The sequence below is a fragment of the Ruegeria sp. AL12 genome, assembly GCF_056540885.1.
This window is the reverse complement of record NZ_JBQFXN010000002.1, coordinates 340,172-366,100: the sequence shown is the minus strand read 5'-3', so window position 1 is coordinate 366,100 and position 25,929 is coordinate 340,172. Positions and strand designations below refer to the sequence as shown.

25 protein-coding genes are annotated in these 25,929 nt (G+C 58.8%); 5 read left to right on the top strand and 20 right to left on the bottom strand.

The window, feature by feature from the left end; translation table 11 throughout:
- Positions 1-174: 174 nt before the first annotated feature.
- The 15 genes from ACR0C6_RS09520 to ACR0C6_RS09450 all read right to left on the bottom strand — a co-directional run bounded on the left by ACR0C6_RS09520 (position 175) and on the right by ACR0C6_RS09450 (position 14,871).
- Complete coding sequence (locus ACR0C6_RS09520) at positions 175-870, bottom strand: RraA family protein (protein WP_480446247.1); 696 nt, start codon at positions 868-870, stop codon at positions 175-177.
- Positions 867-1,562 carry an alpha/beta fold hydrolase gene (locus tag ACR0C6_RS09515; RefSeq protein WP_480446248.1) on the bottom strand — a complete coding sequence of 232 codons (696 nt, stop codon included), beginning with the start codon at positions 1,560-1,562 and terminating at the stop codon, positions 867-869. The genes ACR0C6_RS09520 and ACR0C6_RS09515 overlap by 4 nt, the downstream gene beginning before the upstream one ends.
- Positions 1,559-2,683, bottom strand: a complete 1,125-nt coding sequence (locus ACR0C6_RS09510; protein ID WP_171118384.1) for a cobalamin-independent methionine synthase II family protein — start codon at positions 2,681-2,683, stop codon at positions 1,559-1,561. Before ACR0C6_RS09510 ends, ACR0C6_RS09515 begins: the two co-directional genes overlap by 4 nt.
- 10 nt (positions 2,684-2,693) lie before the next feature.
- The gene (locus ACR0C6_RS09505; protein ID WP_480446249.1) at positions 2,694-3,296 is read right to left on the bottom strand and encodes a class I SAM-dependent methyltransferase; all 603 of its coding nucleotides are present in this window, start codon (positions 3,294-3,296) and stop codon (positions 2,694-2,696) included.
- Positions 3,293-4,258, bottom strand: coding sequence for a cupin domain-containing protein (locus tag ACR0C6_RS09500; protein WP_480618977.1), 966 nt, complete (start codon positions 4,256-4,258; stop codon positions 3,293-3,295). Before ACR0C6_RS09500 ends, ACR0C6_RS09505 begins: the two co-directional genes overlap by 4 nt.
- 191 nt (positions 4,259-4,449) lie before the next feature.
- Entirely contained in the window at positions 4,450-5,439 is a 990-nt protein-coding gene (locus ACR0C6_RS09495; protein WP_480446251.1) for a nuclear transport factor 2 family protein, read from the bottom strand.
- Positions 5,436-6,479, bottom strand: coding sequence for a LacI family DNA-binding transcriptional regulator (locus ACR0C6_RS09490; RefSeq protein WP_216597841.1), 1,044 nt, complete (start codon positions 6,477-6,479; stop codon positions 5,436-5,438). The genes ACR0C6_RS09495 and ACR0C6_RS09490 overlap by 4 nt, the downstream gene beginning before the upstream one ends.
- Positions 6,479-7,243, bottom strand: a complete 765-nt coding sequence (locus ACR0C6_RS09485) for an SDR family NAD(P)-dependent oxidoreductase (RefSeq protein WP_480618975.1) — start codon at positions 7,241-7,243, stop codon at positions 6,479-6,481. The genes ACR0C6_RS09490 and ACR0C6_RS09485 overlap by 1 nt, the downstream gene beginning before the upstream one ends.
- Positions 7,243-8,295, bottom strand: coding sequence for an ester cyclase (locus tag ACR0C6_RS09480; RefSeq protein WP_480618973.1), 1,053 nt, complete (start codon positions 8,293-8,295; stop codon positions 7,243-7,245). The genes ACR0C6_RS09485 and ACR0C6_RS09480 overlap by 1 nt, the downstream gene beginning before the upstream one ends.
- The gene (hisD, locus tag ACR0C6_RS09475; protein ID WP_171170235.1) at positions 8,292-9,623 is read right to left on the bottom strand and encodes a histidinol dehydrogenase; all 1,332 of its coding nucleotides are present in this window, start codon (positions 9,621-9,623) and stop codon (positions 8,292-8,294) included. The genes ACR0C6_RS09480 and hisD overlap by 4 nt, the downstream gene beginning before the upstream one ends.
- Positions 9,624-9,634: 11 nt before the next feature.
- Positions 9,635-10,165 carry an ester cyclase gene (locus tag ACR0C6_RS09470; protein ID WP_171118397.1) on the bottom strand — a complete coding sequence of 177 codons (531 nt, stop codon included), beginning with the start codon at positions 10,163-10,165 and terminating at the stop codon, positions 9,635-9,637.
- A 127-nt stretch (positions 10,166-10,292) separates the two neighbouring features.
- Positions 10,293-11,447: a carbohydrate ABC transporter permease gene (locus tag ACR0C6_RS09465; RefSeq protein ID WP_171205943.1), complete on the bottom strand. Its 1,155-nt coding sequence runs from the start codon at positions 11,445-11,447 to the stop codon at positions 10,293-10,295.
- Between the two features lies 1 nt (position 11,448).
- A complete protein-coding gene (locus ACR0C6_RS09460; RefSeq protein ID WP_171205944.1) occupies positions 11,449-12,471 on the bottom strand; it encodes a carbohydrate ABC transporter permease in 1,023 nt (340 codons plus the stop codon).
- A 66-nt stretch (positions 12,472-12,537) separates the two neighbouring features.
- Complete coding sequence (locus ACR0C6_RS09455) at positions 12,538-13,749, bottom strand: ABC transporter substrate-binding protein (RefSeq protein WP_152460109.1); 1,212 nt, start codon at positions 13,747-13,749, stop codon at positions 12,538-12,540.
- Between the two features lie 75 nt (positions 13,750-13,824).
- Positions 13,825-14,871 carry an ABC transporter ATP-binding protein gene (locus ACR0C6_RS09450; protein ID WP_480618971.1) on the bottom strand — a complete coding sequence of 349 codons (1,047 nt, stop codon included), beginning with the start codon at positions 14,869-14,871 and terminating at the stop codon, positions 13,825-13,827.
- Between the two features lie 152 nt (positions 14,872-15,023).
- Between ACR0C6_RS09450 and ACR0C6_RS09445 the strand changes: the two genes are divergently transcribed.
- Both ACR0C6_RS09445 and ACR0C6_RS09440 read left to right on the top strand, forming a co-directional pair.
- Positions 15,024-16,037, top strand: a complete 1,014-nt coding sequence (locus ACR0C6_RS09445; RefSeq protein ID WP_480446256.1) for a nuclear transport factor 2 family protein — start codon at positions 15,024-15,026, stop codon at positions 16,035-16,037.
- Positions 16,034-16,906, top strand: a complete 873-nt coding sequence (locus ACR0C6_RS09440) for an amidohydrolase family protein (RefSeq protein ID WP_480618968.1) — start codon at positions 16,034-16,036, stop codon at positions 16,904-16,906. The genes ACR0C6_RS09445 and ACR0C6_RS09440 overlap by 4 nt, the downstream gene beginning before the upstream one ends.
- Before the next feature lie 97 nt (positions 16,907-17,003).
- Here the strand turns inward: ACR0C6_RS09440 and ACR0C6_RS09435 are convergent, their stop codons facing one another.
- From ACR0C6_RS09435 to ACR0C6_RS09420, 4 genes are read right to left on the bottom strand one after another with little or no spacing between them, the layout of a single operon-like run.
- Positions 17,004-18,041 carry an ACP S-malonyltransferase gene (locus ACR0C6_RS09435; protein WP_480618966.1) on the bottom strand — a complete coding sequence of 346 codons (1,038 nt, stop codon included), beginning with the start codon at positions 18,039-18,041 and terminating at the stop codon, positions 17,004-17,006.
- Complete coding sequence (locus ACR0C6_RS09430) at positions 18,038-20,227, bottom strand: thiamine pyrophosphate-dependent enzyme (RefSeq protein WP_480618964.1); 2,190 nt, start codon at positions 20,225-20,227, stop codon at positions 18,038-18,040. Before ACR0C6_RS09430 ends, ACR0C6_RS09435 begins: the two co-directional genes overlap by 4 nt.
- Positions 20,228-20,238: 11 nt before the next feature.
- Positions 20,239-21,441, bottom strand: coding sequence for an acyl-CoA dehydrogenase (locus tag ACR0C6_RS09425; protein ID WP_171229255.1), 1,203 nt, complete (start codon positions 21,439-21,441; stop codon positions 20,239-20,241).
- Complete coding sequence (locus ACR0C6_RS09420; RefSeq protein ID WP_480618962.1) at positions 21,438-22,610, bottom strand: pyridoxal phosphate-dependent aminotransferase; 1,173 nt, start codon at positions 22,608-22,610, stop codon at positions 21,438-21,440. The genes ACR0C6_RS09425 and ACR0C6_RS09420 overlap by 4 nt, the downstream gene beginning before the upstream one ends.
- 92 nt (positions 22,611-22,702) lie before the next feature.
- On the opposite strand from ACR0C6_RS09420, the gene ACR0C6_RS09415 reads away from it, so the two are divergent.
- Positions 22,703-23,608, top strand: a complete 906-nt coding sequence (locus tag ACR0C6_RS09415) for a LysR family transcriptional regulator (RefSeq protein WP_480446260.1) — start codon at positions 22,703-22,705, stop codon at positions 23,606-23,608.
- Between the two features lie 44 nt (positions 23,609-23,652).
- Here ACR0C6_RS09415 and ACR0C6_RS09410 read toward each other — a convergent pair whose 3' ends face one another.
- Positions 23,653-24,528, bottom strand: a complete 876-nt coding sequence (locus ACR0C6_RS09410) for a LysR family transcriptional regulator (protein ID WP_480618960.1) — start codon at positions 24,526-24,528, stop codon at positions 23,653-23,655.
- Positions 24,529-24,660: 132 nt separating this feature from the next.
- Between ACR0C6_RS09410 and ACR0C6_RS09405 the strand changes: the two genes are divergently transcribed.
- Positions 24,661-25,626: an NAD(P)-dependent oxidoreductase gene (locus tag ACR0C6_RS09405; protein WP_480618958.1), complete on the top strand. Its 966-nt coding sequence runs from the start codon at positions 24,661-24,663 to the stop codon at positions 25,624-25,626.
- A gap of 35 nt (positions 25,627-25,661) precedes the next feature.
- On the top strand, positions 25,662-25,874 hold the full coding sequence (locus ACR0C6_RS09400) for a hypothetical protein (RefSeq protein WP_480446263.1): 213 nt from the start codon (positions 25,662-25,664) through the stop codon (positions 25,872-25,874).
- Positions 25,875-25,929: the final 55 nt, after the last annotated feature.

The window sequence follows — 25,929 nt, the reverse complement described above, 5'->3', positions numbered from 1 at the left end:
TTTTCGTTCGGGCGTCACCGGCAGCGGCGCGACGCCGCCACCGGACAGACAGATGTGGGTAACCCTTCGTCACGGGCATTGCGTTGGCAGAGGCCGTCTTGCTCTGGGTTGACGAGCAAGCGGCTTGTAAGTGCATTTCACCCAGCCGGCTTTCATTGTCTCCGACCCTTGTGATCAGACCCGTGCTTTTTCAAAGGCGGCCCAGGCGGTTTCGAATGCTTCGAAATCAAACGCGGGCTCGCGGGCTGCGTCCAGAACAATACGTTCTGTCGCCAAAAGCTTATGGATTGCAGCTTCCAATTGATCAACGACATCATTCGGTATGACCAATGCGCCATGACGATCGGCGTGAACAAGATCACCGGGGTCAACTGTCAGACCAAAAATCGAAACTTGAGTGTCAATCTCGCGGACGTGGACGAAACCATGGCTCGGTCCGATGGAACCAGCGACAATCGGGAACCCTGAGGGCAAATCCCCGAGATCCCGCATGACACCGTTGGTCAGAGCGCCAGACATGCCGAAACCCTTGTGAACCGTCGTATTGATCTCACCCCAATAAGCGCCGATGCAATCGGGATAATCCAGATCCTCGATCACGGCGATTGAAGGGCCGGGTGCCTCGGCCATGTACTTGTAATAGGCCATACGTCGGGCTTTGATGACGTCGGGCGGCTCGGTCGGGGGATTGACCGCAGCAATTTTGGCGGTGCGCGCATAGCCGACGATGGCAGGCCCTTCGGGGGCCGAGCTTAGCATGGTGCCACGCGTGAACCTGTCGAACCCGCGCCTGCCCTGTGCCACCTCGATGGCATTGCAGACAGTTGGCGTATCGACTTTGCGAAGCAAAGACAAAAGGGACGGTGTCATGTGTCCTCCAGCCAGCGGGACAGCGCCGCTGTTGTTTTTTCAGGTTGTTCCAATGTCGGGAGATGGCCCGCGTCGCCGATGATCTCAAGCGCGCTTCGTGGCAGCAGGTCATGCATAAGTCGGTGGCGTTCAACTGGGCAAAGCCGGTCTTCACGTCCGCACAAAACCAGAGCCCTTCCGGTATAAGCCGTCAGCGTCTCGCTTTGGTCCGGTCGGTTCATAAGCGCCTTGGACTGACGTATGAAAACGTCTGGGCCCAGGTCGGTGGCCATTGCCATGCACAGATCCAGGATCGCCCCCCGGTTCGGTCCGTCAGCCAGATAACCGGGCTTCATCTCGTCACGCATCACGGTCCTCAGCTGACCGTTGCGCACGACGGACATCTGCGGCGTACGACGCGCTTTTACCTCTGGCTTTTCCGCCAGTGGATTGGTGTCAAGCAAGGCCAGACGCGAAACACGTTCGGGGGCTTGGCGCGTGACCTCCATCGCCACGATACCCCCCATGGACAGCCCGGCCAGCGCGAAGACCGGCGGCGCATTCCCGAGAATATCCCGGGCCATGGCCTCTATGCTGTCGTGATGAGACAACGGAAAGGTCATCACGGGCATTCTGCCCGACAGAGCATTGATCTGAGGGCCAAAAAGCCGGGCATCACACATCATGCCCGGCAACAAGATCAGAGGTTTCATGCCGAAGCCAGCTTTGCCCCTTCGGACAACGCCGCCAGCTTGGCATAGGCGATCTGGGGATCGACGGCGCCGAAACCCGCAAAAGTGCCAAAGCCGCAATCGCTGCCCGCGATCACCCGGTCCGGTCCCACGATTTCCGTGAACCGGTCAATCCGTTGGGCCACAAGTTCGGGATGTTCGACGAAATTGGTCGTGGTGTCGACCACGCCGGGCACCAGAACCTTGTCATCGGGAATCTCGGCCTTGCGGTCCCGGAAAACAGTCCATTCATGGGCATGCCGCGGATTGGACGTTTCGAACAGGACATAGCGCGACTTGGTCGCCATCAGGGTGCTGAAGACCTTGTCCATGGCGATGTCGCAGCAATGCGGGCCTTCGTAGTTGCCCCAGCAGATATGTACCCGTACCCGATCCTGCGGGACGTTCTGAAGCGCATGGTTCAGGGCCTCGACATGCATGTCGGCAATTTTGATGAACGCCTCATCCGACAGGTCGGTGAACAGCATGTGGCGCGACAGGGCAAGATCGGGGCAATCCAGTTGCAGGTCCAACCCGGCGGCGACGATGGTTTCGTATTCGTCCTTCATCGCGTCGGCCAACGCTGCCAGATAGGCCTCTCGCGTAGGGTAGAAATCATTCTGCAAAAACAACGAGATCACTCCGGGAGACGCGGCATTCATGAAGCCGCGCTCGGCCCCGTGTCGAGCCATGGCCGCCTTGAGGTTGGCGATGTCCTTTTGCAACTCGCCTTGCCCTTTTGATCGCACCTCACCCGTACACATCGGCCTTGCGTATTGTGGCGTACCGCCGTCATCGGCCAGTCTTTGCAGAAAGCCGGGGAACATCTTCAAGTCTGCCGGTGCATTGCGAGGGCTGTCGCCCGAAAACCCGGTGTAGCGATCCTTGACATAGGTCGCATAGGAGATTTTCGAAGTTTCGCCGTCGCTGACGATATCAACACCGGCTTCGACCTGTTTGCGCACCGTTTCGGCCACGGCGTTGGCCATGCAGGTATCAAAGGCGCCTGTGTCATAAGGTTCGCCGTTTTCGCGGGCAAAAATAAAATCCACGACGTCCTGCGTTCGGGGCAGAGAGCCAACATGTGTTGTTTTTACGGTCATAGGGACCTCCTTAAACTTTTCGTGCCATCAGGATCGTGTGGCTTTGGGCTTCTGGGTCTTCGGCCAGGTATCCGGTCATTTGCAGCCCGTTTTTCTCAAGACACCCGGCGTAACCGGCCGGGGACAGTGACGCGTGGTAGACAAGCTCTGATCCGACTGTGCCGCTGACCTCTCCGGCACGAGGTCCGACGGTCAGCATGAGCATTCCCTTGGGTCGCAAATGGCGCGCCATCCGGGCGATACAGTCTTTCTGCTCGTCCGCCGTAAGGTGGAAAAAGCTGTTCCAGGCAATGATGCCGTCGAACTGCTGATCCAGTTCAAAATTCCGCATATCCGCGTTGCGCCAGTCGCCATCGGGCCAACGGTCGCGGGCAATGGCAAGCATGGCGTCGGAAAAATCGATACCCGTGACGTCGAACCCTTCGGCCATGAACCAGCGTGCGATGGGGTCGCCCGAGCCACAGCCCAGGTCCAATACGCGGTCACCCGGCTTCAGGCTGGCGGTGAAGCGCGCCAACCAGCGCGCTTCGAACAGGGCCTTGGAACGGCGCCTGTCATATTCGGTCGCCTGCCGTTCATAAACGGCGTGGGTGTCATTCGGGTCCGCGTTCATCCTGTCCAGGTCGCTCCTGCCGGGTCATCGGTTGCGGTGATGCGGTACAGGCCCGCCAGCCCGGTCATGGATGGCTGAACACCATAGGTTTCGCCGGGAAGAACCAAGGCCGTGTCGCCCACCGAGATCGTGGTTTCGTACCCGTCGATCGAAACACGCCAGTGACCGCTGGCCGGCATCAGAACCACTGGTTTCTCGGCCGCGATCGGTTCGGTCACTGCGGATCCGCGCCCCAGAAAATCGACCTCGAATCCGGGTTTGTCCTTGATCAACGCGTTTTCGCCAATCACCTTTGCGGGCTTATTGGCCGACAACGCCATCAGATCCCAATACCGCGCAACGTATTTGCCGACCACATCCTCGACAGGAACTTCGGGATAGCTTTTCAACTGTTCTTCGGTCAGCAAAGGCATCGGGCGGACATTGTGGGGCAGTTCCTGGCCCAGTTTGGAGTCGTACAGAACGCCATTGTCGCCCAGCATCAGACCATGTGCCTGCGCATCTTCGATCACCTGAGGCGCCCAGGTGACGCCGCCACCCGCATCGTCTCCGCCCAGGATCGACATGATCATTCCGTAATCCTGGCCGACATTCTCAAAGCCCCGGAAAATACCCGTTGGAATGTTGAAGATGTCTCCTTCCTCGGCGATGAATTCCCCGGCCGTACCATAGCGGCCCCAGAAAAACCGCCAACGACCCTTGGCAACGAAAAAGACCTCGGCCGTGGTGTGGCTGTGCAGTGAGTTGCGGCATTTCGGCGGCTGTCCCGCCGCTCCGATGTTGAAGCCGATCTTGTCGGTGATGTGGACATGCTGGTCCGGAGATTCCGAGACGCCGCCGCCGATTATCGTGAAGTTCTCTTTCTGATCGCTGCCGGGAGTATGGGCATCGATAAAAGCGGTTTTACAAGGTTGAAGCTCGCCATAGCGGACGATGCGGGAAGGGATGGATGATTTTGTCATGACGTACGATCCGATTGATTTTTTTTGGAAAGAAAGCGCGTGTGCCCAAGCAGGACAGGCCCTTACTTTCCGGGCGGGCGCAGGTTCAGTCGCCGCGCCCTCAGGCTTTGACGGTACATATGGAAAAGCCGAACGGTTCGGGGCTCGGACAGACCGCCCGACAGGATGCGATATGAGACCGGGCGGCCCACTCAGACCTCGCCGTTTTGCAACAGGATCTGCTTCCAGACCGAGGTTTCATCGAACAGGGTGTATTCACGGCGCAACTGCGGCTGCCCCGCAACAAGTGCGCCGAATTCAGCGTGGCTGATCCCGAGGACATAAACCTGCGCACCGGTCGGCGCGCCAAACACGCCCCAGCCGTCATGCTTGCCCCAAAGGCTCCAGCGAATTGCCGCGCGCGGAGGCATATCAGGGTCATCTCGCCCGATCTGATGCTCGATCTTGAATTCTGCATTCGGAAAACTCGCCCGCAGTCCCATCCAGAAGCGGTCGACGGCATCCCGGCCATGCCCGGTTACTCCGCCCACATATTCTGACTGAACAGCGCGGTCATATTCCGAACCGATCACGCCCATATCTGCGTTCATGATCCGCGTCAGAATGTCGGCGTAGCGCTGCCCCCATTCATTGTCATTCCCATGGCCTTTGTATGGTCCGGGCTGATCGATTTCGGGCGTCAGAGGTTTGACGCAGTTCTCTTTGCCGCCTTCCCGGGCAATCAGATCAGCGGCGTATTCCTTGGGATCCCAGCCCATCTGGCGCACAATCGCGCCCTGATCGCGGATCAGCCATTCATCGTTGATCTGATTGTCTATGGCGTGGCAATCCGCAAGAATCCGGTAACGCAGCTTCGTCCCGGTGGGCTTGCCATAGACACCCTCGGCCAAATGCGTGGCCGTTGAAATGATCCGATGAGAGCTCAACATGCCCTCTTCCGGTGTGCCGGACCAAATCACGTCTTCGCCCAGCAGCTGCCGATCCGGAAACTCGGCCAGCGTTGCCATTGTGGCTCCGATGACATTTTGATTGCCCAAAACAACCGAACCAGGCGAACGGACGACGATGTCATCGCTGTAATACTCATGCAGCGTGGCGATACCTCGATCTTCCCAGATCTCCTTGGTGATGCCGATGATGTAGTCCGGAAAATCCCGGAATTTCGGATCGAAGCCTTTCATGTCTCTGTCCTTTGTGGGGCCCACCCCTTTGGCAATCGGGCCGAGGTCCGCACAACCAGTGGTCCATCAATGGCCACTTTGCGCGGTTCGGCTTTCGCCGGGGTGTCGATATGTTCGAAAAGGGCGGCAACGGTTTCGGCCACCATAAGGTTAGCCCGCTGCCGGATCGTCGTCAAATTGTAAGCCGGCCAACCGGCCGGCGGCACGTCATCATAGCCCACGACCGAGACATCCTCGGGGACGCGCAGGCCAAGTTCAAAACGGATCACATCCATCGCCGCCAATGCCATGTGATCATTGGCCACAAATACGGCATCCGGCCGTCGTTCGGGGGCGACATCGAACATCCGACGGGCTGCTGTACGGGCGTTTTCCGTGTGAAACTCACCTACTTCGTGGGCAAACAATTCCTGCCCGGCCTCGGCCAGTGCGGCGCGATACCCGGCTTCGCGGTCCCGCTGCGTCGAGGCCCCTTGCCAACCTGCGATATAGGCAATCCGTTGGTGCCCACCGGCTAACAGAAATTCCGCGACTTTGCGGCCCCCGGCATAGTTGTCGGACGTGACCGTGGTGATGCCCTCGATGTCCTGGCTGCGGTTGAACAGCACCACCGGCACCCCGGCCTGTTGGCAGCGCATGGCGATATCCGACGACATGGGCACCGAGGCCAGGATGACGCCATCCACCTGATAATCAAGAATCTCTTCCATCACATCGTCGATGTTCCCGGCCGATCGTGAGGCCATGAAGATCAGCACGTGATAGCCTTGCTCCTGAAGGGCGTTGGACAGCTTCTCGAGCGCTTCCGGATAAAAATAGTTATCCAGGTAGCCCACCACCAAACCGATAATCCGGCTTTTCCCGGACACCATGGCGCGGGCCAGAACGTTTGGACGATAGCCCAGTTCAGCAGCGGCTTTGCGCACCTTCTCTTCGGTCTTTTTGCTGACGGACGCGCCGGGCGTGAATACGCGGCTGACGGCGGACTGGCTGACACCAGCCAGTTGAGCGACCTGCAGAGATGTTACTTTTTCCGCCATCAATCTGCTGTCCAACCCCCGTCGATAAGCATTGACGTGCCGGTAACCAGTGCAGAGGCGTCTGACGCGAGATAACGCACCGCCCCCATGATGTCTTCGACCTCTCCGACCCGATCCAACTTGATCTTTTCCATGATCCAAGCCGCGCGTTCAGGATTGTCGAAAGTGGATTGGGTCAGGGGGGTTCTGATGAAAGTCGGGCAGACAGTGTTGATCCGAATGCCCTGTTTGCCCCATTCGATGGCCATGGATTTGACCATGCCCTCAAGCCCATGTTTGGTCGCACAATAAAGCGCCCGGTCGACACCGCCGACATGCCCCATCTGGCTGGAGATGTGGATGATCGATCCCGGCTTTCCTGCCTTGATCAAAGCGCGGGCGGCGTAGGCCGATAAGAAGTAGGCCGAACGCAAATTGACGTTGGTGACAACATCGAAGTCATCGGGTGTTGTCTCTATGGCCGCGCTGTGGCGCGCCACGCCCGCCGAATTCACCACGATATCGAAGGTGCGGTGATCGAAAAGCTGTTTCAGGGCATCCAGATCACCCTGATCCATCACAAGCGCTTCGGCCGACCAGCCGTGATTTCGCAAGGCGGAGACGGTGTCGTTCAACCGATCCGCCCCTCTGGCCGCACAAACTACATGTGCACCCGCCTCGGCCAGCGCTACCGCGCACCCCTGCCCGATACCCGAGGAGGCCCCGGTAACGAGGGCGGATTTTCCGTTCAGGGAAAACGAAGGGGTGCGTGGCAATTCCGTCATCAGCTCATTCCATCCGGTATTTCAATGCGGCCCAAATTGCGGGCCTTGTTGAACTCCCGCAGGCGGGCAAAGACGTCAACGCCAAGCTGCCGGTAGGCATCCAGCAAATCAACCAGCACCCAGTTTTCCCGGATCCTGCCGTTTTCCAAACGCCAGAAATCGAGGCTGCGCATGGTGATCTTCTTGCCTGACGGAGCGATGCCCATCCAACCATCGTCTGTGACGGTCTGGATCATGTTGGGCCAGCCCGTCACGGCCGCATATTCCCCGTCACCGAAGAAGTGATAGGTGATGTCGTCCACGAACTGCCCGCGATCCGGCATTCCGTTCAGGAACGGGATCTGATGCCAGTTGCGGAACCCCGCATAGCCGCGCCCGGTGCCGATGCCCGAAGGGCCGTACCAGTTCATGCGCGGGTGCCAGAACCGTTCCATCTCCATCACTTCGGGGCCGCCTTGGGACGGGTGTTTCTTGAGATGATCGAGCATGTCGATGATATGCTGGCAGGTCTGTTCGCCCTTAGCTTCATCATAGGGGCCGGGGACAAACCCGTCCTGGGTGGCAGGGCCGGGGACGTGCCATTCACGGCCCAGACTTGGCGCCATCGGCCAGGCATTCGCCTGCATCATGACTTCGGGGATGTCCCACAGGGCCTGCATCTCGACGATCTTGCCGTTTTCGAAGCGGTAGAATTCATGAAACCGCATCGTGACCTGATGACCCGTCGGCGGGATGTCCAGCCAGGGGCCAGTGAAAACACCGGTGTAATAGCCGCCACATCCGACCCAATCTGCGCCGAACTCATCCGGGCCGGCCATGACGATGTAATCCCGTCGTTCAAGATCGGGCCAGGCCGCCAGTAAGTCTTTGTAGCCAGTGTCATAGAACGCATCACTGCCGACGCTGTCCCCAAAGGGATGACACAGACGGAACACGGCATCCGGTGACGTGACCTCCGCCAAAGCCCGGCGTACGCCGGCCTCATCGAAATCGTACATCGCAGCCCTGAGCGGTTCGATCAGGGCCTTGTGATGTGTGTGTTTGTCACTCATTCAGCAGCGTCCCGGTAAGGGGCGGGCGCACCGTAGGGAACATTGATTCCGCCATATCGGCGCACACGAACGTTGCATTGTTCCGCGTGGCCAACGAACCCTTCGAGCATGCACAGGCGCGAGCCATACTCGCCGATCAGCGTCGCGGCCTCATCCGTCAGAACTTTTTGATAGCTGTGCGTCTTCAGGTATTTACCAACCCAAAGACCACCCGTGTAACGTCCGGCCTTCTTGGTGGGCAGCGTGTGGTTTGTGCCAATCACCTTGTCCCCGTTCGAAACATTGGTGCGCGGCCCAAGGAACAACGCCCCATAGCAGGTCATGTTTTCAAGGAACCAGTCGTCTCGGTCGGTCATCACCTGTACATGTTCCGAGGCGATGTCATCTGCCACTTGCAACATCTCATCATAAGTGTCGCAAACGATCACCTCACCATATTCGTCCCACGACACCTTTGCGGTATCCGCGGTTGGCAGGATGCCCAGCAGCCGGTCTACCTCGGCCAGGGTGTCATTGGCCAGATTGCGTGAGTTGGTCAGCAGAACGCAAGGGCTGTTGTATCCATGCTCGGCCTGCCCCAGCAGATCGGTTGCGCACAGCTCCGCATCTGCGGCGGTCTCGTCGGCAATGACCATCGTTTCGGTCGGCCCTGCAAAAAGATCGATCCCGACACGACCGAACAACTGACGTTTGGCTTCCGCGACAAAGGCGTTGCCGGGGCCAACAAGCATGTGAACCGGATCGATTGTTTCGGTGCCCAATGCCATGGCTCCGATGGCTTGAATGCCGCCCATGACATAGATCTCATGCGCGCCACCCAGGTGCATGGCGGCAATTACCGCTGCATTGGGTTTGCCCTGAAACGGGGGTGTGCATGCTATGATGCGCGGAACACCGGCGACCGAGGCGGTCGCCACCGACATATGCGCCGAGGCGACCATCGGGAATTTGCCGCCCGGAACATAGCAACCCACGGATTGCACCGGGATGTTCTTGTGCCCCAGAATGACACCGGGCAGGGTTTCGACCTCGATGTCCAGCATTGAATCCCGCTGCGCCTGCGCAAAGTTGCGCACCTGTTCCTGCGCGAATTTGATATCGGCCAGCTCACGATCGGACAATTGCCCGATCAGGTCATCAATTTCCTGCTGGCTCAGGCGGAACGAGGCAGGTGAGTAGTTGTCGAACTTCTCACTCAACTCGCGCACCGCGGCATCCCCACGGGTTTCGATGTCTTTCAGCGTCGCTTCAACCACGGCGCGGGTCTTGGCATCATCTTCCGCCCGATCCGCATCGGATTTGCCGCGTTTAAGATACTCGATTGCCATCTTTCCAATCCTCAGTTTTCCGGCCGTGGCGGAGTCTTCTCGCCGCGGTCAAATGCTTCCCAGCCTTCGCCGTTGAACAGGTCCACGCCCAGCTGAGCCGCAACGTGGGCAAAGTCGACATTCACCCAGTTGTCGACAATTTTGCCGTCGACCACTTTCCAGAAGTCCATGTACCTGATTTCGACACGCTTGCCTGTGGGGGCAATGCCCAGAAATTCGCCGGAATGCGTGGCTTCCTGGCGGCCGAAGGCGGCGGCCCATTCACCCATGTAAAGGCGCGCTTCGTCAACGCAGACCTTATCCGAAAACGCGGCTTGAAACGGGCGCTGCCAGTTATCCTGAAATTCCTGCAGGCCGGTCTTGGTGCCGCAGCCCTGATTGCCCATCCAGCGAAAACCTTGGGCGAAGAATTCACCGATGTCATCAATGCGGTGATCATTCAGACCATCAACCATCGTTTCGATCACGCGGCGCGTGTCTTCCGTCTTGCTCATGTCCGTGTCGCGGGTCAGAACCGCTTGTTCGGGACGGGAACCTTTCATTTTTCTATCCTTTGAGGTTGCCGAAGGGAGGGATTGGGACGTGCGGCCCCAATGCTCAGAAAGTCCCTCGGCATCCTGTTCAGCGCCGGGTGGCGCGACATGGCGTTATGTCGGGCGTTCTTGCTCATCAGCCTTTCACTGCCCCGGCTGTCAGACCGCTGACAATCTGGCGCTGGAAAATCAGTACAAGGAAGATCAAAGGCGCGGTGATCGATACGGCAGCGGCAACCGCAACGACCTGATCGGTTGTCGTCGTCTCGCGATTGAACATGCCGACGATGGCGGGAACCATGGTCTGGTTCTGCGCATCAAGCAGCAGCGCGGTGACCAGAAAATCGTTGTACGCCAGCAAGAAGCTGAACAGTCCTGTGGTGATCACGCCTGGCCACATCACCGGCATGATGACACGGCGGAAGGCCTGAAAGTGGCTGCACCCATCCACGCGGGCGGCCTCATCCAGCTCGGCCGGGATGTTCTGGAAGAACGAACGCAGCATCCAGATTGTGAAGGGCTGGTTGATCGCAACCAGAACAGCAATTACCGCAAAAGGCTTGCCGTACAAGGTTGGTGCGTTTTCACCCAAGATCGGGCTGAGCCATTCGGCCGAGTTGATGAACACCGGCAGATAGCCCGCCACCAGAACTGAATGCGGTAATGCCCGAAACACCAGTGCGACGATCAGGATCCAGAAGGCCAACGTTGATCCTGACCGCGCTAGACCGTAGCCCGCCAATGTGCCCACGGTCAGCGACACTGTCACCACGCCCGTCGTTACGATCAGCGAGTTCTTGAAGTTGTTTGAAAAGCCCCGGTCGATCCAGACGGTTTTGTAATGCTCGGTCGTCAGACCAAGCACATCCCGTCCCAGTGGGCCAAACAGCGGGTTCAACACGTTCAGGATTGCAGGCAGGACCACGAAGAACACCAGCAGGAAACCCACCAGCAATACCAGAACACCGATTAGCCATCCAAACCATTCCTGACCGGGCTTGGTGTAGGACTTTATCATCGAAGGCAGTGTTTTGGTGGCAGCGAAGATCGTGCCCCAGATAACCGCGATACCCAGAATGATATCCAGCAGCGACAAGCCCTTTCCGACGCTCAGCGTGGCCGGCCCGAAGATCACGTTCAGCGCGTTGCTGTCGAACGCATCGACGGGTGACTTGAAGCTCATGACCACGATCCAGAAGATCGGAAAGGCCGCGATCAGGCACCAGAGCGCAAGGAAGATGTTCGAGGTCAACCGCAGGCTTAAGGGCTGGCGAAGCGCACGCGAGGACATGTCAGTGACCTCCTTTATGGTCGCGCCATGTACGGCGCAGCGGAAGGATAAGCAGGATGACGACACCGATCATGGTCAGCATCGAGTTGGCGGACGCCCGGCTGATCGACCGGTTGCCGGCCTGATCCGGCGTCAGGTAGTCGAAGGTCAGCCACTGTAGCGAGATGACGTAGCCCTGGCTCGAAAAACCGACGATCTCTTCGAACACGCGGTAGCTGTCCATCAGGTGGATCATCGACACGAAAATGATCAGTGGCATCAGGTGTGGAATGACGATGTATTTCAGGCGCTGCCAACGGGTCGCACCGTCAATCACGGCACTTTCAAGACTGTCCTGATTGACCGTTTGCAGCCCGGCGTAGAAGACGATCGCTGCAAAGGGTGCCACGTGCCAGACGCGGTAGAGCATCATCAGTACTTCGATGGTCCAGGCTTGGGCGAAAAGGGCGATGTCCCGGTTCAGCCACCATTCCATCATTGCGGTCAGGATGCCGTCGCCCCGGAAAAGCCAGTTGATCGACAGCACGCCGATCACGGGTGTGATGATGAAGGGCAGCAAGGACACAAAGATCACCGGCCCGCGGATGGACCGCGCCGCGTTGTTGATCAGTATTGCGATCCCAAGCCCGCACCCGACCACCAGCGGCAGAGTGATCAATGTGAAGGTCAGGGTGAACCGAAGCGCTTTCCAGAAGTTGATCGTAGACAGCACATGCCAACTGCCGTCGCTTATGGCGCGCCATGCGCGTTCAGGCTCCAATACGTTGCGATAGCTTTGCAAGCCGACATATTGGGTTTGGGTAATGACCTCGCCATGTTCGTCGAGCTTTGGCTGCGAAACCATCTCGGTCACGCAGGTCTGCGTCAGGAAACCTGGCGTGCAGGTTTCCTTTTCGACCGTCTCATAGATCGGCTGAGTAACGTAAAAACTCTGCTTGAACACGCTGACCAGAGGAAACGCGATAAAGAGAAGCATCATAAAGACAGAGGGGCCGACAAATGCGGCAAATGTCCGGAAATTCATGGCTCTGCCTTTCTCATGACTCTCGAGGGGAAGGGGCGGGAGGGCCGTAGCCCTCCCACGGGAGGATCAGTTGCTGATCAGACCTGCTTCTTTCGCGGCAGTGATGTAATCTGCCTCGATATCCGCCAGCGTTGTCTGAGCATCCTTGGCGCCGGTCAGGTAGTCGGCCAGACCGTTGCCCAGGGCGGTGTGCATGATGCCCATCGGGCCAGATGCCGGGTAAGCCTTTGCGCCCGCTTCAGCCGAAGCGGCTGCTCCTGCCGCCAAAGCACCCGCTGAATAGGCAGGGCTCAGCCAAACAGCGACGTCGTTGTTTGCGCTGACCATTTCGCCGTCCATGCCCTCAAGCGCGACGCGGAATGCGGCGTCGGCCTCTTCGTCGCTCATGTTCGAAGCGAGAACGATGCCATCCCACCAGATGGTGGTTGCCGGCGCTGCCGAACCCATAGGAGCGGCTGCCATGGTGACTTTGCCGACGACCTGGCTTTCGGCCTCATCATTCATGGCGGCGGCACGGCTGGCCCAAAGGTTCGCCATGGCGATCTTGCCCTGTTGGAATTGTTGCTGCACGTATGTCGAGTCGGAAACCAGATATTCCGGATCCATGTACTCGGTCATGGCTTTCAGTGTTTCCAGCGCAGCTACGCCCTGCTCGTTGTTAATCGTTGGAACGTTGCCGTCGCCAAAGAACGAGCCGCCTTCGCCAAGGTACATGTTGACGAATTCCTGGCCGAGGTTCCAACCAGTCTTGAACGTTCCCCCGATCGGATAGTCCATGACGCCGGCTTCTTTGATCTTGGCAGCTGCGGCCAGGACGTCATCATAGGTTTTTGGTTCTTCGATGCCCAGTTCAGCCAGTACATCATCGCGATACATCAGGTGCTGCGCATTCACCATCATTGCAATGGCCATGGTCTTGCCATCGACCTTGATCAACTGGTTGGGAAGCAGGTCCTGGCCGTATTTTTCGACCAGATCATCCAACGGACGGATCGTGCCTGCGTTCAGCAACGGCACCAGGGTCGCGTTTGAAACACCGCCGATCTGATAAAGCGCGGGATCCGCAGCAAATGCTTCGGGCTGCTTTTCGCGGAATTCCTGATCCAGCGATGCGCTGAAATTGCCGCATTCTGCCATCGCATCGGTGACGGCTTTCCACGCTTCAAAACCGGCGGACAGTGATTTTAGCGGCACTTCGTTTTCAAAGGCGCAATCTGCCCACGCGCCGGTGGCGGCGATGGACATGGCACCGGCCATGAGGATCGTCTTGAGTTTCATAGGTTTCTCCCTGTCAGGATCGGTCCGTCGTCGACGTCCGGACCGGTGTTATGCCCTTGCGGGCCGTTTGTGGGGTTAGCCCCCGATCCGCGCACCGCTTCCAGCTTCGAAGAGGTGACAGATATCCGTTGGCACCGAGAACGAGACCGTTTCGCCAATCTCGGCGCGGAATGCTTTGTCTGCTTTCACTGAAACCAGATCTCCGCCGACCCGAACCGAGATCATGGTCGCGTCGCCCAGCAGTTCCAGCGTATAGATCGGAGCGGTGATCTGACCTTTGCCATCGGCAAGGCTGGCATCTTCGGCCCTGAAACCCAGTGTCATTGGGCCATCCGGTGCATCCACCGCAATTTCGACATGTTCGGCGCGGAATATTCCGCCCGCCACTTCGCCATCCATCAAATTCATGGCGGGTGAACCGATGAAGCTGGCGACGAACGTATTCGCGGGACGGTCATAAATTTCGGTCGGGCTTCCGACCTGCTGAACCACGCCCTGTTTCATCACGACGACGCGGTCCGCAAGGGTCATGGCCTCAATCTGGTCGTGGGTGACGTAAATGGTGGTTACAGCCAGCTCATGGCTCAGGTTCTTGATCTGGGCCCGTGTGGAAACCCGCAGCTTGGCGTCCAGATTGGACAACGGCTCGTCCATCAGGAACACGTTGGGTTCGCGCACGATGGCACGTGCAAGTGCCACACGCTGTCTCTGACCACCCGACAACTCGGCTGGCTTGCGATGCAGGAAATCGTCCAGTTCAACCATGGCACTGGCGCGGCGCACTTTCTCGTCGTGGGTTGCCGGGTCGATACCACGCACTTTCAGCGGAAAGCGGATGTTCTCGTAGACGTTCATGTTGGGATACAGAGCGTAGCTTTGGAACACCATCGCCACGTCACGGTCCTTGGGTTCCAGATCATTGACTACGTTGCCGTCGACAAGGATTTCGCCTTCCGTCACGTCTTCAAGGCCGGCGATCATGCGCATTGTGGTTGTCTTGCCGCAGCCTGATGGGCCGAGCAGCACCAGAAACTCACGATCTGCAATCGTGAGGTCGAAATTGTGAACCCCAACGAATGAGCCCCATCGCTTGCCGACGTTCCGCAATTGAATTTCCGCCATGGTGCCCCCTGCAAGGAATCATTTTGCATACGTTTGCAAAACTGTAATTCGCATGTATCAAATCAGGCAAGACTTTTTTGCATACGTATGCAAAAATAACGGAGAAATCCGACTCAACCTGGCTTCGCGCCGCTCGCAAAACTTTGACTACAATGGTAAAAACCTTGAACTTTCAGACAGAAAAAAAACTGGTCTCTGCGTTTCACGCCGCATTGGAATCGGCCGCAGTGACGGAAACTCCGAAGGTGATGAGCCAATTCAGCGCCTCGGATTTGAGGTGGCGCGGCTTTCATCCGTTCAACGAAATCAACGGCGCCGAACAGGTTGCCCGGAAATTCTGGCAGCCGCTGAAGGGCAGCCTTGCTCATTTGCAGAACCGAGTGGATATTCTGTTTGCGGGGCAAAACTCGTTGCGGAAAGAAACCGACGTTTGGGTTGTCGCCATGGGCCATCTGGTGGGGCTGTTCGACCGACCGTGGTTGGGTATTCGCCCAACCGGCAAGATGGCGTTCCTGCGGTATTGCGCGTTCTACAAGGTGGCCGGCGGAAGAATTGTCGAAACGGCGATGTATTTCGACATCCCGCACTTGATGGTCCAGGCTGGCCAGAATCCGTTCCCCCCGCAGACCGCGGCACATGTGGTTCAGCCCGGACCAAGGACCCATGATGGTTTGCTGCATGATGAGCAACCCGCTGACGAAGGCGAAAAAACGCTGGCAGTCATCAACGCGATGATCGCGGATCTGGGCCGTTGGGACAGCGGACTGTCGCTGGAAGAAGAATTGGCGCGCACTTGGCACCAGGACATGATCTGGTGGGGCCCCGAAGGAATTGGCGCGACCTACACGATCGAACGCTATGCCAGGCAACACTCTGGCCCGTTTCGCGCTGCCTTCACGGGCCGGTCAAAGACCAATCACGTCTGCCGTCTGGCCGAAGGGCATTACGGCGGCTTCTTTGGATGGCCCAACTTCACTGCCACGCCCACAGGGGGTTTCATGGGGATGCCAGCCACCGGAAAACCCGGTGAATTCAGGGTGATCGATATCTATCGCCGCGTCGAAGACAAGCTGGCCGAAAACTGGATCTTCATCGACTTGCTGCATTTCTGGAAAGGGCAGGGTGTGGATATTCTGGCGCGCACCACCGGGATTGAAGCACCATGAGGATAGATGCGCATCACCACCTGTGGGACCTTTCGGCCGTGCACTACCCCTGGCTTTCAGAGAAAGGTATCGTTCGGTTTTTCGGCGATCCGTCTTCCATCCAGCGGGACTATTTGCTCCCGGAGTTTCGCGCAGACGCCGAAGCCATGGGGTTCGGCGCTTCGGTTCACATTCAGGTCGGCGCCGCTGACCCCTGGGCCGAGGCGCAGTGGGTACAATCCGTTGCCGACCAGTTCCCTGACTGGCCGTTGGTGCAGGTGGCATTCTGCGATCTGACCTCGGATGATCTGGATGCACAGCTCGACCGTCTTCAAACCCTGCCTTCGGTGCGCGGCGCTCGTCAGATTATTGGCCGCGCTCCGGGTGAAGACGCCTCAACTGGCACGAACGCGTTGCTTGAAGACCCAAAGTTCTTGACTGGCCTGAAGCAACTGGGCGCGCGCGGTCTTTCCTTTGATCTTCAGCTGCTGCCAGAGCTGATGGGTCAAACCGCGAATATCCTTGCACAGGCCCCGGAGACCCGGATCGCTCTTTGCCACGCAGGCTCGCCTTACGACCGGACTCCGCAAGGGTTGCGACGGTGGGCAGATGAATTGACGGCCTTGTCAAACCTGCCACAAGTCTTTTGCAAACTCTCCGGCCTGGGAATGTTCGACCAGGATTGGAATTCTGAGAGCGTCTCGCCGATCGTTTCAACCTGCCTGTCCCAATTTGGCGCCGATCGCTGCATGTTCGGGTCGAATTTCCCGGTCGACAGCCTTACCTCGACCTACAAGGAAACCGTTTCCCGGCATGAGACGCTCATCCCGGGGTCGATGCTGGACGACGTCTTTCGCGGCACGTCAGAATGTTTCTATCGCATTGAATAGCGACGGAATTGACAAACCGGGTTCGCTGCACCGGTTTTCTGAAACGGCTTGGCAACCTCGGCGCGCCGGCTCTGAGGCTGACCGGCGGCCCGCAGGTTCATGTCACCTGTTTCCTTTGATCATCCATTCCCATCGAACACAGAATCGGGCTGTTTCTTTGGCGAGACTGAAATGTCGACTTGTCCGACAGTCCGGACCAATTGTTCAGGATCAGGCTTTGCGCGACGGCACCGCCCAGCGTGGTGCCGGGACCCGTAACAATGAAAAGATCCGGTGCGAACTCATGCGCGGCCTGTGCGATGGCATGGGTGAAATCATAAGTTTCCGTCACTTGGTGGCCCAGGGTGTAATCCCAAAGCGCATTCGGGTCGCATGCTCCGGGCCACCATATCCGGCCACGCCCGTCGATCAGGGGCAGGTCCGGTTGCCGGAACAGGCTAGCGCTCAGTTGTGTGCGGCCCTGCGCCGAAACCGGAGCCTGAAGATGCGAATGGAACCCGGCATGGTTGGCCAATCGCATGGGAAAACGTTCCTGAACCACCGGTACGGCCTTTTCGAACGCGGCCAGACCGGCGTCGTCGCCTGCAAGCACCAACATGCCGCCCAGATCAATCGACAGGGTCAGCGTCGCATCGGTTCGGTCGATGTCATCCACCAAGGCAAGCAGCTCTGCCTTGCGGGCCTGGTCAGGATGCCAGTCGGACTCCATGAAAGGATAGATCAATTGACCACCGATCATGTTTTCCTGCATCAGAGTGCCCATGGTGTTGACCACCTCGAACCCTCCTTCGGCGGACAGCGCACCGCCGCAGGCCAGTGCCGAATACCAGCCCATCGAATTTCCCGTCACCGCAACCACTTCGATTTTGTCAGGATTGATGGCGCGGAAATCACCCAAAGTCGCGGCATAGATCAAAGCAGATGCATTGTCGCCGCGCGTGTGCTTGGCAATGGAATATCGGGCGGCACCGTCCAGTTCGCTGAGCGTGTCTTGCCCCTGCGCGCGCCGCATGTCATCAAAGCGTCGCAACAGGGCCTTGTCGCTGAATTGCCGGCCCAAGACACCCAGTTCTGGTTTGTTGTAAGTACCGCGGCCAGGGCAGATGACGACGGCAGTCTGTTTGGCGGAACTCATGTGCCGGCCTCCATCAAGGATCGCGCGGCGGTTTCGATACTGTCCTTCGATGGCATGGTCGCAGCATAGGCCGGGCCTGTTGCGATAAAGCTGTCTTCTGCGGTGATGCGGGCCAGCGGCACATCGCTTGTTTCATGAAAATGCGCCATCAGAGCTTCGGCCACGCCGCCATGGTGGCGGGTTTCGTCGACGATCAGGATGCGTTTGGCCCCGATCACGGCCTGTGTCAGTGCCGCTTTGGGCAAAGGGGACAACCAGCGCATATCGATGATCCGTGTCTTGATCCCGTCGGCCTGCAAGGCCGTGCGCGCCTGATGGCTGAGATAGACGCCATTTCCAAAGGTGACGATGGCCAGATCGTCGCCGTCACCATCCACGCCCACCTCGCCGAAGCCGATCTTTTCAGAAGGATCGGGATAGGTTTGCATCCAGCCGCCGTCTCCGGCCTCGTGCAGGTCCCGCATCGGGTAGAGGGCGATGGGTTCGAGGAAAACGACCAGCCGCTGTTCTTCACGCGCGAGGCGCACGCATTCACGCAGCATCCGCGCGGCGTCGGCACCGTTCGACGGGCAGGCCAGGATCAGGCCCGGGATGTCGCGCAATACAGCGACCGAGTTGTCATTGTGGAAATGTCCGCCAAACCCTTTTTGATACCCCAGTCCGGCAATGCGCACGACCATCGGGTTGGTGTATTGACCGTTCGAGAAAAAGGGCAGGGTGGCGGCCTCACCTCGCAGCTGATCCTCGGCATTGTGAAGATAGGCCAGAAACTGGATTTCCGGCATTGGCGTGAACCCGTTCTGGGCCATGCCGATCGCCAGGCCCAGGATCGACTGTTCGTCCAGCAACGTGTCGATCATCCGGTCAGGGCCAAACCGTGTTTGCAGCTTTTGGGTCACGCCGTAAACGCCGCCCTTGCGGCCGACATCTTCGCCCATCATGACGATCTCGCCATGTTCCAGCATCAGATCGGTCAGTGCCCAGTTGATCAACCGCGACATGATCTGCGGTTCGGAATGGGCCTTGAGATCGCCGCCGAAAATCTCGGCCCGACGCTCGGGTGTTGGGCCGTTGGTCGGCGCGCAGGGGCGTGCCGGCGGGATCAGGCTGGCCATCACCTCTTTTGCGTTTTGCAGGCGCGGGCGTGCGACGGCCTGATCGGCCACGCGGGCGACCCGGGCGCAGGTATCATTGTAGACGCTCAGCGCCTGTTCCGGGCCCATCGCGCCGAACTGATCCAACAGGCGCACGGAATGCAGCAGCGGGTCGTTGGCTTCTTCGGCCTCAACCTCGGCTTTTGGCATATAGGTGGTTGGCATATCGGCCCCGGCGTGACCGTACAGGCGAACAGTCCGAACATGCAGGAAAGCAGGTTTCCTGCGGCTGCGCACATAGTCCGCCGCCTGTTGCGCGACGCGATAGGTGTCGAACAGATCCAACCCGTCGCACGAGAAATACTTCAGGCCCGGACGGTTGGCGAAAGTGGCCGCGATCCAGCCTTTCGGCGTTTTGGTCGAGATACCGATCCCGTTGTCTTCGCAGCAGAACAGAAGGGGCAGAGGCACAGATTGAAAGGACGTCCACTGCGCCGTGTTGAACGCGCCCTGTGCGGTGGAGTGGTTGGCCGAGGCATCCCCGAACGAGCAATAGACGATGGCATCCTCGGGCATGTCTGCATGTTCAGGGCGATGACGCCGTGCAGCAGCGACGGCATATGCCGCGCCGACCGCCTTCGGCAGATGGCTGGCGATGGTCGAGGTCTGCGGCGGAATGCACAGCGCTTTCGATCCCAGAACCTTGTGACGCCCGCCACTGATCGGATCCTCGGAAGACGAGGCAAAGGACAGCAGAATATCCCATGTCGGGCTTTGGCCCGGCACCTGATCCGCGCGGGCAATCTGAAAGGCCGCATCGCGGTAGTGCAGAAAGGCCGGATCGGTCGGGCGCAGGGCCGCGGCAACGGCCGCCATGCCCTCATGCCCGGACGACCCGATCGTATAGAACCCCTGGCCCGCCTTCTGCATCGCGCGGCTTTGCCGGTCCAGCGCGCGGCTCAGGCATTGCGCCCTGTAAAGCGCGACGGCTTGATGACCGCTCAGCGGCCCGGCCGGTGCGGACCCTTCGGGAAAGTCCCGCGCCGCAACACGGCGCAGGAAATTGTCATGCACGATTGCGGCGCGATCCATGTCAGATGTCCTTAGGCGAAGGCTTGCAGACCTGTCTGCGCACGGCCCAGGATCAGGGCATGCACATCATGGGTGCCTTCATAGGTGTTGACGGTTTCAAGGTTCACCATGTGGCGGATCACGTGGAAGTCCTGACTGATCCCGTTGCCACCATGCATGTCGCGGGCATGGCGGGCGATCTCAAGGGCCTTGCCGCAATTGTTCCGTTTGATCAGGCTGACCATCTCGGGCGCGGCGCGGGCTTCGTCCATCAGGCGACCCACGCGCAACGCGGCTTGCAGGCCCAGCGTGATTTCGGTCTGCATGTTGGCAAGCTTCAGCTGGAACAGTTGTGTCTGCGCCAGCGGACGGCCGAACTGTTTGCGGTCCAGCCCATATTGCCGGGCCGCGTGCCAGCACGCCTCGGCGGCGCCCATCGACCCCCAGGCGATGCCGTAACGCGCACGGTTCAGACAGCCGAACGGGCCTTTCAAACCTTCGACATTGGGCAGCAGGGCGTCCTCGCCGACCTCGACATTGTTCATCACGATCTCACCGGTGATCGAGGCGCGCAAGGACAGCTTGCCTTCGATCTTGGGCGCCGACAGTCCAGCCGTTCCCTTGTCCAGGACAAAGCCCTTGATCTTGCCGCCATGCGCCTCGGATTTGGCCCAAACGACGAACACATCGGCGATCGGGGCGTTCGAGATCCACATTTTCGACCCGTTCAGCACATAGCCGCCCTCGGTTTTCTTCGCGACAGTCTTCATCGAGCCGGGGTCCGAACCGGCATCGGGTTCCGTCAGCCCGAAGCAGCCTATAAATTCGCCGGTTGCCAGTTTGGGCAGGTACTTCTGGCGCTGCTCTTCGGTGCCGTAAGCGTAGATCGGATACATCACCAGGCTGGACTGCACCGACATCATCGAACGATAGCCGCTGTCCACACGCTCGACCTCGCGCGCGACCAGACCATAGGTCACATAGCTGGACCCAATGCCGCCATATTCCTCGGGGATGGTTGTCCCCAGCAAACCCATCTCACCCATCTCGCGAAAGATGGCCGGGTCGGTTTCTTCATTGGCAAACGCGGCAGTAACCCGAGACAGCAGCTTGTCCTGCGCGTAGGCATGCGCAGCGTCACGAACCATGCGTTCGTCTTCGGCCAGCTGGTCTTCCAGCAGGAACGGGTCGTCCCAGGTGAAGGGGCCAAGGTGCGGGGAGGATTGAGGTTTCATGCAAGTTTCCTTTCCACAGCGGTTTTCAGACGCGCAAGGCCCGCTGCAATTGTATCTTCAGCATATGCGAATGACAGGCGAAGATGGCCCGGCATCCCAAAGGCGCGGCCGGGCACCAGGGCAACGCCGGCATCTTCCAGCAACCACGTGCAGAATTCCGCGTCGCTGTCAAATGGCCCGCCTTGTTCTTTCAACAGGCCAGTGCAGGACGGAAAGGCGTAAAACGCCCCGTCCGGGGTGGAACAGCGCAGCCCGGGTACTGCGTTCAACCCGTCGACGACCAGATCGCGGCGCGCGTCAAAGAGGGCGCAACGCTCCTCCAGCAACTCGGGGTCGCAAGTGATGGCGGCCAGCGACGCCCATTGCGAGATCGAGCATGCCCCCGATGTGACCTGACCCTGAACAGCGACCATGGCGCTTATCAGATCGGACGGTCCGATCCCCCAGCCGATGCGCCATCCGGTCATCGACCACGCCTTGGCCACACCGTTGACGATCAGCATGCGATGGGTCAGCGCCGGGGCGGCATCGGCCGCGGACGTGAAAGGTGCAAAGTTGAGATGGCGATAAATCTCATCGGCCAGAACCCAGACCTGCGAGTGGCGCTCCAGCACGTCTGCCAGCCCCGCAAGTTCTTCCTTCGAGTAAATCGCGCCCGACGGGTTCGAGGGTGAGTTCAGCATAAGCCAGCGCGTGCGCGGTGTGATGGCGGCCTGTAATTGTTCAGGCAGCAGTTTGAAGCCCTGCTCCATTGGGCAGGGCAGAACAACCGGCACCCCACCTGCCATCCGGACAATATCGGAATAGCTGGTCCAATAGGGGGCGGGCATGATGACCTCGTCGCCGGGGTTAAGGCTGGCCAGCATCGCATTTGCAATCACCTGTTTCGCGCCTGTTGATACGATGATCTGAGCCATCTCGGCACCTGCCTGTCGGGCAATTTTCGTGCGCAGTTCAGGCACACCCGCAGTGGGCGGGTACTTGGTTTTGCCCTCCAGTGCCGCGGAATGCGCAGCTTCGACCACATGGGGTGGCGTCGGCAGGTCCGGTTCGCCGGTTGACAGCGCCAGAATATCACGCCCTTGGGCGCGCAGGCGGGCGGCGGCCTCTGAGATCTGGACGATTTCCGACAATTCGATACCGTTCAACCGGTCAGCGCGCTGGAACACAATGAACCTTCCTCTGCAAACAGGTTCGGTTTTAGCCACAAAGTCACTTGAGAAAAATACGCCAATGAGTATCTTTTCAGTGACTAAAACTCATGAGTTCCATGCCCCGGATCAACTCACTGCCATCGCTGGCTCTTATGCGCAGTTTCGAAGCCGCCGCGCGCCATGAAAGCTATACCATGGCGGCCGAAGAGCTTGGCGTGACGCAAAGCGCGATCAGCCGCCAGGTCCGAGAGCTTGAGGCCGCGATTGGCGTTACGCTGTTTCGGCGGGTTGGACGCGCAGTGCGCCTTTCCAAGGCGGGGCGGGCCTTGCGGGACGAGCTGGCAGGAGATCTTGAACGTCTCAGCGGCACGATCAACCGTGCGATTGCAGCCGGAGACGGTGCGTCGCTTTTGACCCTGGCCGTCCTGCCCACCTTTGCGACACGGTGGCTGGTGCCGCGCCTGCCGGATTTCAAAACGCGCCATCCCGGGATCGAACTGGATCTGCACTCTTACACGACGCCTTTCAGCCTTGAAGAACGACGTATGGATCTGGCCATCCATTTCGGGCAGGAGGATTGGCCGGGCGCGCAATTGCGCAGGTTGTTCCCCGAGCATCTGGTGGTCACGGCAGCACCCGCGCTGCTGAGACGTCACAGGCTGGACACCCGCGCGCAGACCTTTGAGCTGCCGCTTTTGCATCTGACCTCGCGCCCCGAGCTGTGGTCCACCTATCACTCTCAGCTCGGGCTGGATCCGGGAGCGGTTTTTCCGGGGATGCGGTTCGATCAGTTCTCGATGCTGATCGAGGCCGCCGTCGTCGGTTTGGGTGCCGCCATTCTGCCCTCGTATTTGATTGAAGAAGAGCTGGCGTCCGGCGTTCTGACCGAAATCGGCCAGATCGCCAACACGTCGAACAGCGCCTATTACATCGCGACGCCAACAGGTCAGAAGAACGACGCCGTTCAAGTTTTTGCAAACTGGATCAGCAAGCAGACGCGGGCACGCGCGTAACTGGTCAAATACAGAAGATCGAACTCATTGCCCGCAGGCACGTCTCAGGCGAAAATCTGTTTGAGCCAGGTTTCAAACATCTGTTTTGCAGCAGAGTTCGCGTTCGATCTCTGACCATCGACAAGGAAATGGCTCTGTTCGATTGGAATGGGGTTCCCGACTATCGCGATGGACCTTCCGGCCTTGATTGCGGTTCTGGCAAAGCGCTCAAGGATTACCGCGTATCCTCCACCTTCCGCCACGATGTCCACGGCGGCAATTGTCGTGTCCACGGTGAAGCAAGACGCAGCAGGAGAATATTTTGTGCCGAAAGCGGAAAAATACCGGTGCCACATGTCCTGAAATCCCAAAATCTGTATTTGGGGTTTGACCAGCAGTTCTTGCGCCGAAGGCCATTTCCGATCTCGTGATCCGGCTGCAACCGGTACGATACGTTCGTCCGAGATCTTGCTGAACGGCCCGTCCTTCCATTCCCCGTTTCCCAAACGCAGCTCGACATCGACGTTTTCCCTGCCCGCGGATTCTGCCCAGATATTTGAAACCAACCTGATCGATACACCCGGGTGTGCGCGTGAAAACTCGGGCAATCTGCCGGCAAGGAACAAGCTGGCCGTGGAAATCGGCACACGCACGACCAGCTCGTGCTTGTGACTGGAGCCAAACAGGCTTGCGGTCGACAGGTCGATATCGCCCAAGGCGCGCCGAACTGAAAACGCATAGGCCTGCCCGACCTCTGTCAGGCTGAGGTTGCGCGCGGCACGAAAGAACAAAGGGCAGCCCAGCTGTGCTTCCAATGAGCGGACGTGCAGGCTCAGGGCCGTCTGTGTGATGCCAAGTTCTTCTGCTGCAGCAGTAAAGCTCATATGCCGTGCGGCACAGTCAAAAGACCGCAGCCAGACCAGATTGGGCGATTTTGACATTTCCAGCACCAAAAAAATTTATGGATACTGGCGATATTTATTCGTTTTACATGCTGCATTCAACGGCCGTAGATTTCATCAGGGAAAAACAGCGCTGGTCCTCTGATTGGCCACCGGAAAGGGAACGCAGGTATGAAAGTTGGATTTATCGGCCTTGGAAATGTCGGCGGGAAACTCAGCGGCAGTTTGCTGCGCAATGGCGTTGATCTGACCGTACATGATCTGAACTCTGACCTGGTGTCAGGTTTCGTCGACCGCGGGGCAAAGGCTGCCGAGAATCCGGCACAACTGATGCGGGATTGTGATGCAGTGATCACCTGCCTGCCTTCTCCGGCGGCTTCGGACGCTGTGATGCAGGACATGCTGCCCGAAGTGACCGCGGGCAAAATCTGGATGGAGATGTCCACCACGGATGAAGCAGAGGTCAAGCGTCTGGGTGCGATGGTGAAGGAACGCGGTGGCGCTGCCGTCGATTGTCCGGTCTCGGGGGGGTGTCATCGGGCGGATACCGGCAACATTTCGATTTTTGCCGGATGTGATCGCGCCGCGTTCGAACGTATTCTGCCCTTTCTGACCACGATGGGGCGTCGCATCCTTCATACCGGTGAACTGGGATCTGCTTCGGTACTGAAAGTGCTGACCAACTATCTGGCCACTGCAAACCTGATCACCTGTTCAGAGGCGCTTGTGGTCGCCAAGGCCGCCGGAATGGATTTGAATACGGCGTATGAGGCAATGAAGATCAGTTCGGGAACATCCTTCGTGCATGAAACCGAAAGTCAGGTCATCCTAAACGGGTCTCGCGATATCTCGTTCACGATGGACCTGGTGTTGAAGGATATCGGCCTGTTTCAGGAGGTGGCGGATCGCGCCGGGGTGCCGCTGGAGGTCAATCCGCTGATGATCGAGATTTTCAAGGACGGGATCGAGAAATACGGCCCTCGTGAGTTTTCCCCCAACATCATCCGCCGGCTCGAAGACAAAACCGGGCTGGATATCCGCGCGCCGGGGTTCCCATCGGAAATGCTGGACGATGAACCCGAAGAGCCCGGTTACGAAGTGATCCCGCAAGGATCTGACCTGAAGGCCGCCGAATAGGGCGGTGCGCGGCGGGCAGGTAACGGATCTACAGCATGGCGGATCATCATTCTTGCGCCGTTGCATTCGCCGACATGGGGGGATCCTGCATCACGCCTGAAGCAAATCGGCTGAAACTTCTGGCCGTCTTTCGTGCCGCCGTTTCTGAGCGGAACGGTTCGCTTTCCGCTGCCGGTGTCCGCAAGAAACCGGATGGGCGGGGCAGGTTGCGCAAGGTGCTCGATAACCGCCGCCCGTTCCACGAATAGGTCACATCATGTATCGCCGGCCATCACGCAAATATCCTTACGAGCCGCCTCCGGC

Coding starts and splice junctions, on each gene's coding strand:
- ACR0C6_RS09520 (WP_480446247.1), bottom strand. CDS start 870: ATGACACCGTCCCTTTTGTCTTTGCTTCGCAAAGTCGATACGCCAACT.
- ACR0C6_RS09515 (WP_480446248.1), bottom strand. CDS start 1,562: ATGAAACCTCTGATCTTGTTGCCGGGCATGATGTGTGATGCCCGGCTT.
- ACR0C6_RS09510 (WP_171118384.1), bottom strand. CDS start 2,683: ATGACCGTAAAAACAACACATGTTGGCTCTCTGCCCCGAACGCAGGAC.
- ACR0C6_RS09505 (WP_480446249.1), bottom strand. CDS start 3,296: ATGAACGCGGACCCGAATGACACCCACGCCGTTTATGAACGGCAGGCG.
- ACR0C6_RS09500 (WP_480618977.1), bottom strand. CDS start 4,258: ATGACAAAATCATCCATCCCTTCCCGCATCGTCCGCTATGGCGAGCTT.
- ACR0C6_RS09495 (WP_480446251.1), bottom strand. CDS start 5,439: ATGAAAGGCTTCGATCCGAAATTCCGGGATTTTCCGGACTACATCATC.
- ACR0C6_RS09490 (WP_216597841.1), bottom strand. CDS start 6,479: ATGGCGGAAAAAGTAACATCTCTGCAGGTCGCTCAACTGGCTGGTGTC.
- ACR0C6_RS09485 (WP_480618975.1), bottom strand. CDS start 7,243: ATGACGGAATTGCCACGCACCCCTTCGTTTTCCCTGAACGGAAAATCC.
- ACR0C6_RS09480 (WP_480618973.1), bottom strand. CDS start 8,295: ATGAGTGACAAACACACACATCACAAGGCCCTGATCGAACCGCTCAGG.
- hisD (WP_171170235.1), bottom strand. CDS start 9,623: ATGGCAATCGAGTATCTTAAACGCGGCAAATCCGATGCGGATCGGGCG.
- ACR0C6_RS09470 (WP_171118397.1), bottom strand. CDS start 10,165: ATGAAAGGTTCCCGTCCCGAACAAGCGGTTCTGACCCGCGACACGGAC.
- ACR0C6_RS09465 (WP_171205943.1), bottom strand. CDS start 11,447: ATGTCCTCGCGTGCGCTTCGCCAGCCCTTAAGCCTGCGGTTGACCTCG.
- ACR0C6_RS09460 (WP_171205944.1), bottom strand. CDS start 12,471: ATGAATTTCCGGACATTTGCCGCATTTGTCGGCCCCTCTGTCTTTATG.
- ACR0C6_RS09455 (WP_152460109.1), bottom strand. CDS start 13,749: ATGAAACTCAAGACGATCCTCATGGCCGGTGCCATGTCCATCGCCGCC.
- ACR0C6_RS09450 (WP_480618971.1), bottom strand. CDS start 14,871: ATGGCGGAAATTCAATTGCGGAACGTCGGCAAGCGATGGGGCTCATTC.
- ACR0C6_RS09445 (WP_480446256.1), top strand. CDS start 15,024: ATGGTAAAAACCTTGAACTTTCAGACAGAAAAAAAACTGGTCTCTGCG.
- ACR0C6_RS09440 (WP_480618968.1), top strand. CDS start 16,034: ATGAGGATAGATGCGCATCACCACCTGTGGGACCTTTCGGCCGTGCAC.
- ACR0C6_RS09435 (WP_480618966.1), bottom strand. CDS start 18,041: ATGAGTTCCGCCAAACAGACTGCCGTCGTCATCTGCCCTGGCCGCGGT.
- ACR0C6_RS09430 (WP_480618964.1), bottom strand. CDS start 20,227: ATGGATCGCGCCGCAATCGTGCATGACAATTTCCTGCGCCGTGTTGCG.
- ACR0C6_RS09425 (WP_171229255.1), bottom strand. CDS start 21,441: ATGAAACCTCAATCCTCCCCGCACCTTGGCCCCTTCACCTGGGACGAC.
- ACR0C6_RS09415 (WP_480446260.1), top strand. CDS start 22,703: ATGAGTTCCATGCCCCGGATCAACTCACTGCCATCGCTGGCTCTTATG.
- ACR0C6_RS09410 (WP_480618960.1), bottom strand. CDS start 24,528: ATGTCAAAATCGCCCAATCTGGTCTGGCTGCGGTCTTTTGACTGTGCC.
- ACR0C6_RS09405 (WP_480618958.1), top strand. CDS start 24,661: ATGAAAGTTGGATTTATCGGCCTTGGAAATGTCGGCGGGAAACTCAGC.
- ACR0C6_RS09400 (WP_480446263.1), top strand. CDS start 25,662: ATGGCGGATCATCATTCTTGCGCCGTTGCATTCGCCGACATGGGGGGA.